The sequence below is a fragment of the Streptomyces sp. NPDC091371 genome (genome assembly GCF_040684275.1).
Classification (GTDB): Bacteria; Actinomycetota; Actinomycetes; order Streptomycetales; family Streptomycetaceae; genus Streptomyces.
In genome coordinates this window covers 94,275-109,483 of record NZ_JBFBFP010000022.1, presented here as the reverse complement: position 1 = coordinate 109,483, position 15,209 = coordinate 94,275, and the positions used below count along the sequence as shown (strand labels likewise).

Here is a 15,209-nt window from a genome sequence, read left to right as displayed (position 1 = left end):
ATGACCGGTGAGGCCTTCCGCGCGCTGTACCGGGAGCTGCGCGACAGGACCCCCCGGGCCCCGGACGACCGGCGCGGCACGCTCGGCCACCTGACGCCCAGGCGGGTGGTGGCCGCCGTCGCCGAGATCCGCTCCGGGCTCACGGTGTCCCTGGCCGCGCCCGTCGAAACCGTGCCAGGCCCGGACAATCCCGCACCCGCACAGCACCGGATGATCGCCTCCGCTCCCCGCGGGCCCGGCGCCGGCGGGCTGCACTTCGCACGCGACCGGTTCGCGATGAACGTGCACGGGGACGCGGACAGCCATCTCGACGCGCTGTGCCACGTGCTGTTCGACGGGGAGCTCTACAACGGCGTCCCCGCGAGTACGGTGACGCCCCAGGGCGCCCGTGAGCTCTCCGTCGAGACCGTCCGGGACGGCATCGTCGGCCGCGGCGTGCTCCTGGACGTCCCGCGGCTGCGCGGCCTGCCCTGGCTGGAGCCCGGCGACCACGTGACCGCCGATGACCTGACCGCGGCGGAGACGGCCCAAGGGGTCCTGGTCCGGCCGGGGGACATGCTCTTCGTACGGGTCGGACATCGCCTCCGGCGCCGGGAACACGGTCCGTGGGACGCGGCCCGGGCCCGGGCCGGCCTCCATCCCACGGCCGTGCGGTTCCTGGCCGAGCGGCAGGTGTCCGTACTGGGCTCGGACGGCAACAACGACACCGCCCCCAGCGGGGTGGGCGGGATCGACTTTCCCGTCCACGTGCTGGCGATGCACGCCATGGGGCTGCGACTGATGGACTACCTGCAGTTCGAGGAGTTGACGGGGGCCTGCGCCCGTACGGGCCGGTGGTCGTTCTTCTGCGTGGTCGCGCCGCTCAGGCTGCCGTCGGCCACCGGATCGCCCGTGAACCCGATCGCCGTTCTGTGACGGCCGTGCGGCGACCCCGCCCGGTCGCCGCACGGGGAGAGGAGGGATACGTTCGAAGAGGTGGGATGCCTGCCGTGTCCCGGTGGCGCGCAGACCGAGGGCCCGCCGCCAGGGCGGGCCACGAGCGCAAGGACGGTGGTCGCCGTGGGCGACACCCCGCACTACGACGTCATCATCATCGGTTCCGGCGCCGGCGGCGGCACGCTCGCCCACCGGCTCGCCCCGACCGGCAAACGGGTGCTCATCCTCGAACGCGGAGACCACCTCCCCCGCGAGCGGGACAACTGGGACTCCACCGCCGTGTTCGTGAAGGGCAAGTACCGTGCCCCGGAGTTCTGGCTGGACAAGCACGGCAACGAATTCCCGCCCGAGGTCAACTACTACGTCGGGGGGAACACCAAGTTCTACGGCGCCGCCCTCTTCCGGCTGCGGCCCGAGGACTTCCGGGAGCTCCGCCACCACGACGGGCTGTCGCCCGCCTGGCCGATCCGGTACGAGGACCTGGAGCCCTACTACACCGAGGCCGAACACCTCTACAAGGTCCACGGACGCCACGGAGAGGACCCGTGGGAGGGGCCGTGCAGCGCCCAGTACGCCCACCCGCCGGTCGAACACGAGCCACGGATCCAGCAGCTGAGCGACGACCTGGAAAAGCGCGGGCTGCACCCGTTCCACCTGCCCATCGGGGTGGACCTGGTGCAGGACGAGCACGGGCGGGCGACGAGCGCCGGTGCCTGCATCCGCTGTGACCGGGTGGACGGCTTTCCCTGCCTGGTGCGCGGCAAGTCGGACGCCGAGGTGATCTGCGTCGAGCCCGCCCTGCGCCACCCGAACGTCGAAATGATCACCAACGCCCGGGTGGTCCGGCTGGAGACCGACCCGACCGGCCGCAGCGTCAGCCGGGTCCTGACCCGGAGCGAGGACGGGACCCCGGCCTCCTATGCCGCCGACATCGTGGTCGTCGCCTGCGGGGCGGTCAACTCGGCGGCGCTCCTGCTGGCCTCGGCCGACGACCACCACCCGGGCGGCCTCGCGAACAGCTCCGGCGTGGTCGGACGGCATTACATGCGCCACAACAACCTGGCGCTGATGGCCGTTTCGAAGGAACCCAACGACACGAAGTTCCAAAAGACCCTGGCCCTGCACGACTGGTACCTCGGCAGCGACGACTGGGACTACCCGCTGGGCGGCATCCAGATGCTCGGCAAGTCGGACGCCGACCAGATCCACGGTGAGGCGCCCCGCTGGGCGGGTGCCGTGACCCCGGACATGCCCTTCGAGGTGCTGGCCCACCACGCGGTCGACTTCTGGCTGTGCGGCGAGGACCTGCCGCTGCCCGACAACCGGGTCACGATCGACGGAGACGGCACCATCCGCCTCGTGCTCGACGAGAAGAACAACATCGAGGGGCTGAAACGCCTGCGCCACAAGCTCCAGGGCATGCTCAGCCATCTGGGGATGCACGAGCACCACCTGCTGTCGCGCAGCATCTACCTCCACAAGGGCATGCCGATCGGCGCCACGGCACACCAGGCAGGCACCGTGCGGTTCGGCGCCGACCCGGCCGACTCCGCCCTGGACGTGCACTGCAAGGCCCACGACCTCGACAACCTCTACGTGGTCGACACGAGCTTCTTCCCGAGCATCGGCGCGGTCAATCCGTCCCTCACGGCGATCGCGAACGCGCTGCGGGTCGGCGACCACCTCGCGGAGCGGCTGAGCTGACCCCGGCGTGTGCTCCGACCGGGCGTTGATGCTCGGCCGCGTGGCCCAAGAGCACCTCGCCCGGGCGGCCGATGTCCACGGAGGGTGCTTCCGTGGTTCGGACCCTGTCGGGCCGCGGTCGGGCGGACCGGATCGGGCAGTCGAGGAGGCAGTCGATCGTGAGTTCCACCGAGGGCGCACTGCGGGGAGTGATCCCCGCTCACCTGCTCAAGGGCCAGAAGGCGCTGGTCACCGGGGCCAACAGCGGCATCGGCAAGGCCACGGCCATCGGCCTGGGCCGGGCCGGCGCCGACGTGGTCGTGAACTACGTGGCCGGGGCGGAAGAGGCCGAGAAGGTGGTTCGGGAGATCACCTCGTTCGGCGTGCGCGCCGCCGCGTACGAAGCGGACGTGTCCCAGGAGGACCAGGTCGTGGCCATGGTGGACCGGATGGTCCAGGAGTTCGGCACGATCGACATCCTGGTCGCCAACGCCGGACTCCAGCGCGACGCCGCGTTCGAGGAGATGACGCTCGCCCAATGGCAGAAGGTGATGGACGTCAACCTCACCGGCCAATTCCTCTGCGCGCGGGAGGCGACGAAGGAGTTCCTGCGGCGCGGCGTCGTCCCGGAGGTGTCCCGCGCGGCCGGAAAGATCATCTGCATGAGCTCCGTCCACCAGATCATTCCCTGGGCGGGGCACGCGAACTACGCCTCTTCCAAGGGCGGCGTCCAGATGCTGATGGCCACCCTGGCCCAGGAACTGGCGCCCAAGAAGATCCGGGTGAACGCGATCGCCCCGGGGGCCATCAAAACGCCGATCAACCGCGGCGCGTGGGAGACGGAGGCGGCCCGGGAGGACCTGCTCCGGCTGATCCCGTACGAGCGCATCGGCGAGCCCGAGGACATCGCCCACGCCGCCGTGGCCCTCGCCTCCGACCTCATGGACTACGTCGTGGGCACCACCCTCTACGTGGACGGCGGGATGACCCTCTTCCCCGGCTTCGCCACCGGCGGCTGACCCCTCGTCCGACCGATCGTCCCGAGCGGCAAGGGAACGCATGCTCACCACGCTCCACCTACTGGCGGCGGATGCCCCCGCCCAGTTGCTCCCGGCCAGGGAACTCATGGCGTTCACCCTCGCCTCCCACATCATCCTGGTCCCGATGGGAGTGGCGCTGCCGCTGATCACCCTGGTGATGCACTACCGCGGTCTGCGCCGGAACGACGCCACCGCCCTGTTGCTGGCCCGGCGCTGGTCGGCCGTGATGGCCGTGCAGTTCGCCATCGGCGTCGTCACCGGCAGCGTCCTGTCGTTCGAGTTCGGCCTGCTGTGGCCGGGGCTGATGGGCAAGTGGGGCGACGTTTTCGGCATCGGATTCGGCGTCGAGGCGTGGGCGTTCTTCCTCGAAGCGGTGCTCATCGCCATCTACCTGTACGGCTGGCGCAGGCTGAAACCGCGCACCCACTTCCTGCTCGGGCTGCCCCTGCCGGCCACCGCGCTGCTCGGGGCCTTCGGCATCCTGGCCGCCAACTCGTGGATGAACACCCCCCAGGGGTTCACCCTCGATTCCCAGGGCAACCCGGTCGACGTGGACGTCCGCAAGGCCATCTTCACCCCGATGTTCGGGCCCGAGTACTGGCACTTCGTCCTGGCGATGCTGGTGACGGCGGGGTACGTCGTGGCAGGTGTGTACGCCGTCGGATGGCTGCGCGGCCGTCGGGACCACTATCACCGCCTCGGCTTCGCGGTCCCCTTCACCATCGCGGCGGCGGCCACTCCGGTGCAGTTCGTCCTGGGGGACTCGATCGCCCGGCAGGTGTTCCACAAGCAGCCCGTGAAGTTCGCGGCGATGGAGATCGTCTGGGAGACCGACACCCACGTTCCGGAGTACCTGTTCGGCCGGCTCCATCCGGACGGCACGATCTCCGGCGGCATCAAGATTCCCCAGCTCGACTCCATCCTGGCCGGTTTCAGACCGGACACCCAGGTGACGGGACTGACCTCCGTACCGGCGAGCGACCGGCCGAACGCCACGCAGGCCACGATCACGCACTGGGCCTTCGACACCATGGTCGGGATCGGCACCCTGCTGCTTCTCCTGGCCCTCTGGTACGGCCTGGTCTGGCTGCGCCGGCGCCGGCTGCCGCGCTCCAAGTGGTTCTACCGCAGCGCCGCCTGCGCCGGCGTCGGCTCCGTCATCGCCGTCGAATGCGGCTGGATCACGACCGAGGTGGGTCGCCAGCCGTGGATCGTCTACCAGAACATGCGCGTGGCCGAGGCCGTGACCTCAACCCGCTCCACCACTCTGTGGATCATGTTCGGCCTGGTGATCGTGGTGTACCTGTTCGTCTTCGGGGCGTTCCTCATGGTGCTGCTGAAGATGCGCGACCGCTGGCGCCGGGCGGACGAGGCGGCCGACGGCGGGCCGGTGGAGGCGCCCGAGGCGGTCACCCCCTACGGTCCGCGCCCGCCGGTCCCGGCCGGCGACGCGCGGACCTCGCACGACGGGGGATCCGCGCCTTCCGGGGGAGGCGGAGCCTGATGGCAGACGTCGTCGCTTTCGTGATGCTGCTCGCCGTGGCCGCCTACGCCTGCGCCGGCGGGACCGACTACGGGGCGGGCTTCTGGGACCTGACGGCCGGCGGAGCCGAGCGGGGCAGGCGCCCCCGATGGCTGATCGACCACGCCATGGCTCCCGTGTGGGAGGTCAACAACGTCTGGCTGGTCTTCGTCCTCGTCGTGATGTGGACCGGGTTCCCCCTGCTGTTCCAGACCGTGTTCACCGCGATGTGGCTGCCCCTGGCGCTGGCAGCCCTCGGCATGGTCCTGCGCGGCGCCGGCTTCGCCCTGCGCAAACCCAGCCGCCGACTGGCCCGGCGGCGCCTGTACGGCGCCGTGTTCGCCATCGCCTCCCTGCTCACCCCGTTCTTCCTCGGGGCGGCCGTCGGCGCCATCGCCACCGGCCGGATCGCACCGGGCACCGAGGCATCGGCCGATGCGTGGGCCAACCCCGCGTCCCTCGCGTTCGGACTGCTCACCGTCGCCGCGACCGCACTCCTCGGCGCCGTGTTCCTGAGCGCCGACGCCACCCGCTTCGATGCGCCCGACCTCGTCGGCTACTTCCGGCTCCGCGCCCTCGCCGGCCTCGTCGCGGTCGCCCTGACGGCCGTGGGCGTGCTCCTCGTCACGCGCGCCGAAGCGCCTCACGTCTGGCACGGGCTCACCCACGGTGCGGGGCTGGCCCTCACGATCCTGTCCGCCGTGCTCTTCGTCGCCACGGCACTGCTCGTCCTGCGGGGCAAGACCCACTGGGCCCGCTTCGGCGTCGTCGGCGTCGTCGGCGCGGCCGTCCTGGCCTGGGGGATCGCCCAACACCCCTATCTCATCCCCACGTCGCTGTCCGTGGAGCAGGCCGCGGGCGATTCCGAGACCCTGGCCTGGCTGACGGTGGTCAGCGTCGTCGCCCTGCTGCTGGTCGCCCCGGCCGTCTTCCTCCTCTACTGGCTGGACACCCACGGCGAGCTGGAGCCCCTCACCGACGCCGACGTACTGCGACCCCGCCCCGCTCCGGGCGACACGGCCGGCGGGGACTGATCCAGAGGGAGGCTCCGCCATGAGCGAGGACGACATCCTCCTGGGCTTCGCCCTGATCACGACCCTGGCCGCCGCCTGTCAGATCCTCGCCGGCAAACTGCGCGTACCCGCACTGATCCTGCTGCTGCCGGCCGGCTTCGCCGCGGGCGCCCTGACCGACGTCGTCCATCCCGACGTGCTGATCGGGGACGAGTTCTCCGCCTTGGTGTCCCTGTCCGTGGCGGTGATCCTCTACGACGCCGGTCTCGGACTCGACCTGCGCAACCTCACCGGGCACACCCGCGCCACCGTGGGCAGGCTGTTGGCCTTCGGAGTGACCTTCACCTTCCTGGCCGTCTGCGCCGTCGGTCCGGCCCTGTTCGACGTGTCGCTGCGGGTGGCCGCGATGGTGGGCATGATCCTCGTCGTGTCCGGGCCCACGGTCGTGGGCCCCCTGCTCCAGTACGTACGGCCTACGGAGAAGGTCCGGCGCCTGCTGATCTGGGAAGGGACGCTGGTCGACCCGATCGGCGCCATCCTCGGCGCACTCGTCTTCCACGCCATCGCCACGACCCACCACATCGACCTCGGTCGGGGGTACCAACTGGGCCAGTTCGCCATCAGCATGGCGGTCGGCCTGCTCGGCGGGTGCGTCGGGGTCGCCCTGCTGTGGCTGACCCTGCGGGTGCTCCGGCTCGGCGAGACCCTCGGCACGCTGGCGCAACTGGCCACGGTGATCGCCGTGTCGGCGGGATGCGACATCGTCCGCGACGACACCGGGCTCATCGCCGCGATCGTCATCGGCATGGCCGCGGCCAACATCCGGGGCTTCGACATGCCCGCCCGTCGGCCCTTCTTCGAGACGCTGGTCCAGATGATCATCGGGCTGCTGTTCGTCTCCATCTCGGCCGGCGTCACCCCGGCTTCCCTGACGCCCGTGCTCCTCCCCACCCTCGTCCTCGTCGCGTTCCTCGTCCTCGCGGTCCGGCCGCTCGTCGCCTTCGCCTCCACCACGGGCAAGGACCTGACCCTGCGGGAACGGGCGTTCGTGGGGTGGATGGCGCCGCGCGGCATCGTCGCGGCCTCCACCGCGGCGGCCTTCGCCGCGTCCCTCGTCCGGCTCGGGCTGCACGGCGCCTCAAAGATCCTCCCCATCACCTTCCTGGTCATCGTCTCGACGGTCGCGCTCTACGCCCTCACCGCCGCTCCCGTGGCCCGGCTGCTCGGCGTCGCCCGACCGAACCACACCCGACCCCTCCTGGTGGGCGGCGCCCCGTGGACGGTCGCGCTGGGCAAGGCCCTGCGGTCGGCCGGCCTCGACGTGCAGATGTGGGCGGGGCAGGGTGACGAGCGCGAGCGGATCAAGGAGGCCGGACTCATCCTGGCCCCAGGGGACCTGCTGGCGACGGCGACCAACCCCCGGGCACGACTGGAGGGGGTCAACGCCGTCTTCCTCCTCACCGACGACGACGATTTCAACGCCCTCGCCTCGGTGATGGTCGAGGACAACGTCGAGGGCCCCGTCTACCGGGTGGGACCGCCCCAGGAGAACCACGGTGTCGTCGCCCCCTACACGGGCGGCGCCGTCCTGTTCGGCGGAACCCTCCTGCGGCACGTCCTGGCAGAGCGGTACGAGCGGGGCGCGCGGTTCCTCATCCGGCCCGCCTCCGATCCGCTCCCTCCGGGACACCGCACCCTGTTCGTGGTCCACGGCGACGGCCGACTGGAGCCCTTCGACGAGGACCGGCCCCTCGCCCCGCAGGAAGGTGACGTCTTCGTGGCGCTCAGCCCGGTGCCCGGTTCAGGGTCTCGTCCAGGGTGATGGCCGCGTCGATGAGGGCGAGATGGGTGAAAGCCTGCGGGAAGTTGCCGAGCTGTCGGCCCGTCAGGCCGATCTCCTCGGAGAACAGGCCCAGGTGGTTGGCGTACGTCATCATCTTCTCCAGCACGAGCCTGGCCTGATCCGTCCGGCCGGCCCGGGCCAGGGCGTCGACGTACATGAACGTGCACAGGGAGAAGGTGCCCTCGGAGCCGCGCAGACCGTCGGGCGACGCCTCGGGGTTGTAGCGGTAGACCAGGCTGTCGGTGACGAGCTCCCGGTCCATCGCGTCCAAGGTGGACGTCCACATGGGGTCGTCGGGGGTGATGAAGCCGACCGTCGGCATCCGCAGCAGCGAGGAGTCGAGCACATCGCTGCCGTAGTGCTGGACGAACGCGCTGCGCCCCGGGTCCCAGCCCTTCGCGAGGATCTGCTCGTAGATGTTGTCGCGCTCGGCGGCCCATCGGCCGCTCTCCGCCGGCCGGCCGTGCTGCACCGCCAGCCGCAGCGCGCGGTCGAACGCGACCCAGGACATGACCCGGCCGTAGGTGAAGTGCTGGCGCCCGCCACGGGTCTCCCACAGGCCCTCGCCGGCCTGGTCCCAGTGGTCCACGAGCCAGTCGAGCAGGGTGCGCAGCGAGTTCCAGCCGTGGATGTCCAGGTGGATGCCGTGCTTGTGGGCGAAGGAGATGCTGTCGAGCGCCTCGCCGTAGATGTCCAACTGCAGTTGGGTCGCCGCGCCGTTGCCGATGCGCACCGGGGCGGATCCCTGGTAGCCCTCCCAGTGGTCCAGGGTCTCCTCGTAGAGATCGGAGGAACCGTCCACCCGGTACATGATGTTCAGCGGGCCGGTGTCGGTGTCACGGCCGGCCTTCTCCTTCACCCGGTCGCCCAGCCAGCCGATGAACGCCCTCGCCTCCTCCGTGAACCCCAGCCCCAGCAGGGCGTAGACGGAGAAGGAGGCGTCTCGGATCCAGGTGAACCGGTAGTCCCAGTTGCGCTCGCCGCCCAACTGCTCCGGCAGCCCCGCCGTGGGGGCGGCCACCAGGGCGCCGGTGGGCGCGTACGTCATCAACTTCAGGGTCACGGCGGAGCGTTCCACCGTCTCGCGCCACCGGCCCGTGTACCGGGACTGGCGGAGCCACGACCGCCAGAACCCCCGGGTTTCGTCGAAGAGCTCCTGGAACTCCTCGACGCGGATCTCGCGCGGCGGACCCTCCGCGGCCGACTCCATGACCAGCCCCCGCTGTTGTCCGGCCTCGAGAGCGAGCGAGACGCTCAGGTCGTGCTCGTCCGTGAGGGTGAGGGCGTGCACCACCCGTTCGTCTTCCGGTTCCCGCACCAGGCTGATGGTGAGTTCCAGGTCGTCCGAGGCGAACACCGCCCCGTTCCGGCTGATCTGCGCGGTGTGGGGCTTGCGGCCGTAGTCGAACCGCGGGGCGATCTCGACGTCGAAGGTCATGCTGCCGCGTACGCACCGGAGCATGCGGACCAGGCAGTGACGGTCCGTGGCCGTCCCTCCGGTCACCGGCATGAAGTCGATCACCTCACCGGCACCGGATTCGGTCATGAACCGCGTCACGAGGATCGCGGTGTCCGGGAGGTACAACTGCTTCGTGGTGTACGTCCGGTCCGCGGGCCTCACCGAGAAGTGCCCGCCCTTCTCCCAGTCGAGGAGGGCTCCGAACACGCTGGGCGAGTCGAAACGCGGGCAGCAGAACCAATCGATCGTTCCGTCCGTGGTCACCAGGGCCGCGGTCTGCAGATCTCCGATCAGGCCATGGTTCTCGATCAGCGGGTAGTCAGTCATCGGGTGACCCCTTCCGACGCCACCCAGTCAGCGTAGGCGTGAAGTTCCCGGGGAGCCCGTCGAGCGCCGTGCCCCTGCGTCTCCCGCCCACCGCCCTTAGCATGGGAAGGCACGAACCGGACGTCCGGGCCGCGACGCACCACCGAATCCGGAGGCTGCCGTGCTGCCGAACTTCGTCGCGCCGACTCCCGAAGCCCGCGAGGGCCCCGGGTGTGGACCGCACGGGGGCGGACGATGATGTCCTGGGCGGCCCGCTTCCGGCTGCGGCAGTACGCCAAGGCAAGCCTGTGGATCATGCCCCTGCTCGGACTCGTGCTGGGGGCGTTGCTCGCGGAATGGACCGCCGGGACGCAGGGAGCGGGCTGGCTGCCGGACAACTGGCAGTACTCCGCGACGACGGCGAGCAGTGTGCTCAGTTCCGTCGTCGGATCCATGGTCGCGCTGCTGGGGTTCGTCGTCACCATCGGCGTACTCGTCGTCCAGCAGGCCACGGGAACGCTGTCCCCCCGGTACATGCGCCTGTGGTACCGCGACCGTCTGCAGAAGGCCGTACTGGCCACCTTCACCGGAACGTTCGCGTACGCCTTCTCCCTGCTGCGCAAGATCGAGTCGGACGCCGTTCCCGATCTGGGCGTGACCCTGTCCGGCGTGGCGGTCTCCGTCAGCCTCATGCTCCTGCTGATCTACCTCAACCGGTTCACCCACAACCTCCGCCCCGTGGCCATCGCCGACCTGGTGGGACGTCTGGGCGAGAAGGTGCTCGACCGCGCGACGGTACGCATCCGACGCTCCTCGGCGCGCGACGAGGCTTCCGTGCCGCCCGCCGGTCCGGTGGCCCGGATCCGGTCCGAACGGGGCGGCGTCATCCAGGCGTTCGACGCGGCGGGGCTGATCGCCACCGCCGTCCGTCACGACTGCGTCCTCGTACTGGCCCACCAGGTCGGCGACTTCGTGCCGCCCGGCACCACCCTCGTCGAGGCCCACGGCTCCGCGCGGACGCCCGACCCGCGGAGGCTGAACGGGCTGGTCGCCCTCGGAACCGAACGCACCATCGAGCAGGATCCCGCCTTCGCCCTGCGCGTCCTCGTCGACATCGCCATCCGAGCCCTCTCGCCCGCCGTGAACGACCCCACGACCGCCGTGCAGGTGCTGAACCACGTCGACACGTTCCTGCACCTCCTCGGCCGGGCCCGGCTCCGGGGCCGGTACGTCCTCGCCGACGACGAGGGCCGGGCCCGCCTGGTGGTGCCGGGCCGCGGCTGGGAGGACTACCTCCAGCTCGCCGTTACCGAGATCCGCGAGTACGGGGCCACGTCCCTGCAGGTGTGCAGGCGGCTCCGCGCGCTGCTGGAGGACCTGCTGGCGACTCAGCCGGCCGAGCGCCTGCCGGCGGTACGCGCGGAACTCGTCCTCCTGGAGGAAGCCGTCCGGCGGGCGTTCCCCGAACCCGCCCGGCGCGCCTGCGCGGGGACGGCCGACCGGCAGGGCATCGGCGGTGGCCGGGCTCCCGGCAGCGAACCCTCTCGATGACCGGTCATCCCTGCGGTCCGGTGCGCGCGGCGTCACCCGGATCCGGGGCCCCGGGAGGAACAGCGCGGCGGCGAGCCCGACGAGCCCGACGGCGGCGAGGGCGATCATGGCGGCGGCGTAGGCACCGGTACTGAGTCCGGCGACGAGGGTCGTGTCGCCCTGCTGCGACGACGACTGCTTTTCGGGTCAGCGCCAAACCAGCACGGGAGTCAGCACCGCACCGTCGAAGACGGGCACACGGTGCAAGCCGGGCACCCCGCTTTGGGGGTGCCCGGCGGCACTTGGCGGTGGAGGTCGCAGCCGGGATGGTGGCCGTACTCACCCCGCCGCCCAGAACTATGGTGTTCCCCCACATACGCCTGTGACCTGCGCGCTTTTACGGTGTGGCGACACGACAACGTCCCCGTGACCCGCTCGGAAGTGGTGACCATGGCCGCCTCGGCAACCGCTCCAACACCCCCCGGCTCCATCAAGCGCATCATCGCCGCCAGCCTCATCGGCACCACCGTCGAGTGGTACGACTTCTTCCTCTACGGCTCCGCCGCCGCGCTCGTCTTCAACAAGCTGTTCTTCCCCAGCAGCGAACCGCTCGTCGGCACCCTCCTCGCCTTCCTCACCTACGCCATCGGCTTCGCCGCCCGGCCGCTCGGCGGCGTGGTGTTCGGCCACTACGGTGACAAGATCGGCCGCAAGAAGCTGCTCGTCCTCAGCCTGCTCATGATGGGCGGCGCCACCTTCGCCATGGGTCTGCTGCCCACCCACGCCGGCATCGGAGTCGGCGCGCCGATCCTGCTGACCGTGCTGCGCCTGATCCAGGGCTTCGCCCTCGGCGGCGAGTGGGGCGGGGCGGTGCTGATCGTCTCCGAGCACGGAGATGACGAGAACCGCGGGTTCTGGGCCTCCTGGCCGCAGGCCGGCGCCCCCGGCGGCAATCTGCTCGCCACCGGTGTCCTCGCGCTGCTGGCCGCCGTCCAGTCCGACGAGGCCTTCCTCGCCTGGGGCTGGCGCATCCCGTTCCTGCTGTCCGGCGTCCTCGTCGTGATCGGGCTCTGGATCCGGGTGTCGGTCTCCGAGTCGCCCGTCTTCCTGGAAGCGCAGGCCAAGGCCGCCGAGCAGGCGGCGGCCGGCGTCAAGGAGAAGCTGCCCGTGGCGGAGGTGTTCCGGACGAACTGGCGCGGCGTGCTCACCGCGATCGGCACGCGCCTCGGTGAGAACATCTCGTACTACATCCTCACCGCCTTCCTCCTCGTGTACGTCACCACCCACCTCGGGCTGTCCAAGAGCAACGGTCTGAACGCGGTTCTGATCGGCTCCGCCGTCCACTTCGTCACCATCCCGGCCTGGGGTGCCCTCTCCGACCGCATCGGCCGCCGCCCCGTCACCCTGATCGGCTCGGTCGGCATGATCGGATGGGCCTTCGCGTTCTTCGCCATGCTGGACACGAAGTCCTTCCCTGCCATAGCCGCGGCCGTCACCATCGGACTCCTCTTCCACGGAGCCATGTACGGCCCGCAGGCAGCCTTCATCTCCGAGATGTTCGACACCGGCGTGCGCTACTCCGGCGCCTCGATGGGCTCCCAGCTCGCCTCCATCATCGGCGGCGCCCTCGCCCCGATCATCGCGGTCGAACTCCTCAAGGACTACGACGCGTCGCTGCCCATCTCGATCTACCTGGCGGCCGCCGTGGCCATCACCACCGTGACCGTCCTCGTCGCCAAGGAGACCCGCGGTCGCAGCCTGGCTCAGGACCACGCCCCGGCCGGCGCCGCCACGCTCCCGGGCAGCCGCCGGACGGATCAGCGATCGGCCTCCGCCACCGGGTGAGTCGTCCGGCCCCCCGCATCGGCCCGGCCAGGGACCGATGCGGGGGGCGTCCGCGCCCGCACAGCAGCACGCACGCGACCACGGAGAACGCCCCCATGCCCACCACCACCCCGAAGCGCCCCGGTACCGGGCAGCCGTGGACCGCCCTGCGCCACCTCCTCCACCTCCTCGACCTGCTCGCACAGGGCGCGCCGCCCGAACACTTCACCCGCCCCGCCGAAGACGCCGCGGGCGCGGGCGCGGACGTGTCCGAGGCCGAGGCCGCGGCGATCGCGGACGCGACCCGGGTGGCGCTGCGGATACGCCGCACGCTCAGCCAGCACCGCCGGCGCGAGGCCGAGCTCGCCGCCCTCTTCGACACCGCCGGAGACCTCGCCGGGCTCCGGGACCTGGACGCCGTACTGAAGGCCATCGTCCACCGGGCCAAACTGCTCCTGGGCACGGACGTCACGTACCTGTCCCTCAACGACGACGAGGCCGGCGACACCTACATGCGGGTCACCGACGGCTCCGTCTCCGCCGCGTTCCAGCAGGTGCGCCTCGGCATGGGCGAGGGGCTGGGCGGACTCGTCGCCGAATCCGCCCGCCCCTACACCACCGGCGACTACCGCGAGGACACCCGCTTCAAGCACACCCGTACGATCGACCGCGCCGTCATCGAAGAGGGGCTGCACGCCATTCTCGGCGTACCCCTGCGCCTGGGCGCCTGGGCGCCCGGGTGATCGGCGTCCTCTACGCCGCAGACCGCAACGCCCGCACCTTCACCCCCGACGAGGTCGCCCTGCTCTCCTCCCTTGCAGACCACGCGGCCATCGCCATCGACGGCGCCCGCCTGCTGGACGAGACCCGCACCGCGCTGGTCGACCTCAACGCGGCCTCACAGACCATCGAGGCGCACAGCGAGGCCATGCGGCGCGCCGAGGAGGCCCACGACCGGCTGACCGACCTCGTGCTCCGCGGCGGCGACATCACCGACGTGGCCACCGCCATCGGCGGCATCCTCCGCGGCGGCACCCTCATCCACGACGCGGACGGCGGCGAACTCGCCCGAGCGGGCACCGACACCCTCCTCCCGCCCCCGCAGGCCGTCGCCGCCTCCCGGGCCGGGGGACGGGCCGTACCCGTGGACGGGACCTGGGTGTGCGCCGTACTCGCCGGCCACGAACTCCTCGGCAGCATCGCCCTCACCGGCCGCCCCGACCTCGGCGAAGCGGACCGGCGGCTCTTCGAACGGGCCAGCGTCGTCACCGCCCTGCTCCTGCTCCTGCGCCGCTCCGTGGCGGAAACCGAGGACCGCATCCGCGGCGAGCTCCTGGGCGACCTGCTCACCCGGGCCGCCGACCCCGGCACCCTCGCGGCCCGCGCCCGGCGGCTCAAGGTCGACCTCGGCGACCCGCACACCGTCTTCGTCATGCACGCCCCCGCCGTTCCCCGGCCCCGGCTGCTGGCCGCCGCCGCCCGGACCGCGCACACCCGCCACGGACTGGCCGGCACGCACCACGAGGAGGTGGTCTTCGTCTGCCCGACCGACGACCCCAGCGCCGGCGCCGCGCACCTCGCCGAGGAACTGGGGCAGGCCCTCGCCGCGCCGGTCACGGTCGCCGCCGCCGGACCCGTCACGGGCCCGGACGGCTTCGCCGACGCGCACGCGGAAGCCCTGCGCTGCCTGTCCGCCCTCCAGGCCCTCGGCCACGAGGGGCGCGGAGCCGCCCTGGCCGACCTGGGCTTCGTCGGCGTGCTCCTCGGAGACCGGGCCGACCTGCGCGGCTACGTCCAGCAGACCCTGGGCCCGATCCTCGACTACGACGCCAAGCGCGGCACCGACCTCCTGCACACCCTCCAGGTGTACTTCGCCACCGGGATGAACCAGACGAAGGCGCGCGAGGCGCTGCACGTCCACATCAACACCGTCGTACAGCGCCTGGACCGCATCGGGCAACTCCTAGGCCGGGACTGGCAGCGCCCCGAGAGGGCACTCGAGCTCCAGCTCGCCCTCCGTATCGCGCAGGTGTCGCCGACGTAGGCGTAGGGC

9 protein-coding genes and 1 pseudogene are annotated in these 15,209 nt (G+C 71.3%); 9 read left to right on the top strand and 1 reads right to left on the bottom strand.

The features are described 5' to 3' along the window. The 6 genes from AB0O21_RS23685 to AB0O21_RS23660 all read left to right on the top strand — a co-directional run bounded on the left by AB0O21_RS23685 (window position 1) and on the right by AB0O21_RS23660 (window position 8,016). Window positions 1-915, top strand: coding sequence for a cyclase family protein (locus AB0O21_RS23685; protein WP_365173517.1), 915 nt, complete (start codon window positions 1-3; stop codon window positions 913-915). Between the two features lie 144 nt (window positions 916-1,059). Next, window positions 1,060-2,640 (top strand): GMC family oxidoreductase, encoded by a 1,581-nt coding sequence (locus tag AB0O21_RS23680; protein ID WP_365173514.1) that lies wholly within the window; start codon window positions 1,060-1,062, stop codon window positions 2,638-2,640. A gap of 158 nt (window positions 2,641-2,798) precedes the next feature. Next, complete coding sequence (locus AB0O21_RS23675) at window positions 2,799-3,638, top strand: SDR family oxidoreductase (protein WP_365173511.1); 840 nt, start codon at window positions 2,799-2,801, stop codon at window positions 3,636-3,638. A 40-nt stretch (window positions 3,639-3,678) separates the two neighbouring features. Then, entirely contained in the window at window positions 3,679-5,163 is a 1,485-nt protein-coding gene (locus AB0O21_RS23670) for a cytochrome ubiquinol oxidase subunit I (protein ID WP_365173509.1), read from the top strand. Next, window positions 5,163-6,215 (top strand): cytochrome d ubiquinol oxidase subunit II, encoded by a 1,053-nt coding sequence (locus AB0O21_RS23665; protein ID WP_365173506.1) that lies wholly within the window; start codon window positions 5,163-5,165, stop codon window positions 6,213-6,215. Before AB0O21_RS23670 ends, AB0O21_RS23665 begins: the two co-directional genes overlap by 1 nt. A 19-nt stretch (window positions 6,216-6,234) precedes the next feature. Continuing rightward, on the top strand, window positions 6,235-8,016 hold the full coding sequence (locus AB0O21_RS23660) for a cation:proton antiporter (RefSeq protein ID WP_365173504.1): 1,782 nt from the start codon (window positions 6,235-6,237) through the stop codon (window positions 8,014-8,016). Here AB0O21_RS23660 and AB0O21_RS23655 read toward each other — a convergent pair. Next, window positions 7,979-9,823, bottom strand: coding sequence for a glycoside hydrolase family 15 protein (locus AB0O21_RS23655; protein WP_365173502.1), 1,845 nt, complete (start codon window positions 9,821-9,823; stop codon window positions 7,979-7,981). The two genes, AB0O21_RS23660 and AB0O21_RS23655, sit on opposite strands and share 38 nt — an antisense overlap. Window positions 9,824-10,057: 234 nt before the next feature. On the opposite strand from AB0O21_RS23655, the gene AB0O21_RS23650 reads away from it, so the two are divergent. The 3 genes and pseudogenes from AB0O21_RS23650 (at window position 10,058) to AB0O21_RS23640 (ending at window position 15,200) form a co-directional block, all read left to right on the top strand. After that, a complete protein-coding gene (locus AB0O21_RS23650; RefSeq protein ID WP_365173499.1) occupies window positions 10,058-11,353 on the top strand; it encodes a DUF2254 domain-containing protein in 1,296 nt (431 codons plus the stop codon). 429 nt (window positions 11,354-11,782) lie between these two features. Beyond that, window positions 11,783-13,177: an MFS transporter gene (locus tag AB0O21_RS23645; RefSeq protein WP_365173550.1), complete on the top strand. Its 1,395-nt coding sequence runs from the start codon at window positions 11,783-11,785 to the stop codon at window positions 13,175-13,177. A gap of 95 nt (window positions 13,178-13,272) precedes the next feature. Next, window positions 13,273-15,200, top strand: a pseudogene (locus AB0O21_RS23640) (helix-turn-helix domain-containing protein). The last annotated feature ends 9 nt before the right edge of the window (window positions 15,201-15,209 follow it).

Bases quoted from the DNA above. Each gene is read 5' to 3' on its own strand.
- AB0O21_RS23685 (WP_365173517.1), top strand. From the start codon at position 1: ATGACCGGTGAGGCCTTCCGCGCGCTGTACCGGGAGCTGCGCGACAGG.
- AB0O21_RS23670 (WP_365173509.1), top strand. From the start codon at position 3,679: ATGCTCACCACGCTCCACCTACTGGCGGCGGATGCCCCCGCCCAGTTG.
- AB0O21_RS23665 (WP_365173506.1), top strand. From the start codon at position 5,163: ATGGCAGACGTCGTCGCTTTCGTGATGCTGCTCGCCGTGGCCGCCTAC.
- AB0O21_RS23660 (WP_365173504.1), top strand. From the start codon at position 6,235: ATGAGCGAGGACGACATCCTCCTGGGCTTCGCCCTGATCACGACCCTG.
- AB0O21_RS23655 (WP_365173502.1), bottom strand. From the start codon at position 9,823: ATGACTGACTACCCGCTGATCGAGAACCATGGCCTGATCGGAGATCTG.
- AB0O21_RS23650 (WP_365173499.1), top strand. From the start codon at position 10,058: ATGATGTCCTGGGCGGCCCGCTTCCGGCTGCGGCAGTACGCCAAGGCA.
- AB0O21_RS23645 (WP_365173550.1), top strand. From the start codon at position 11,783: ATGGCCGCCTCGGCAACCGCTCCAACACCCCCCGGCTCCATCAAGCGC.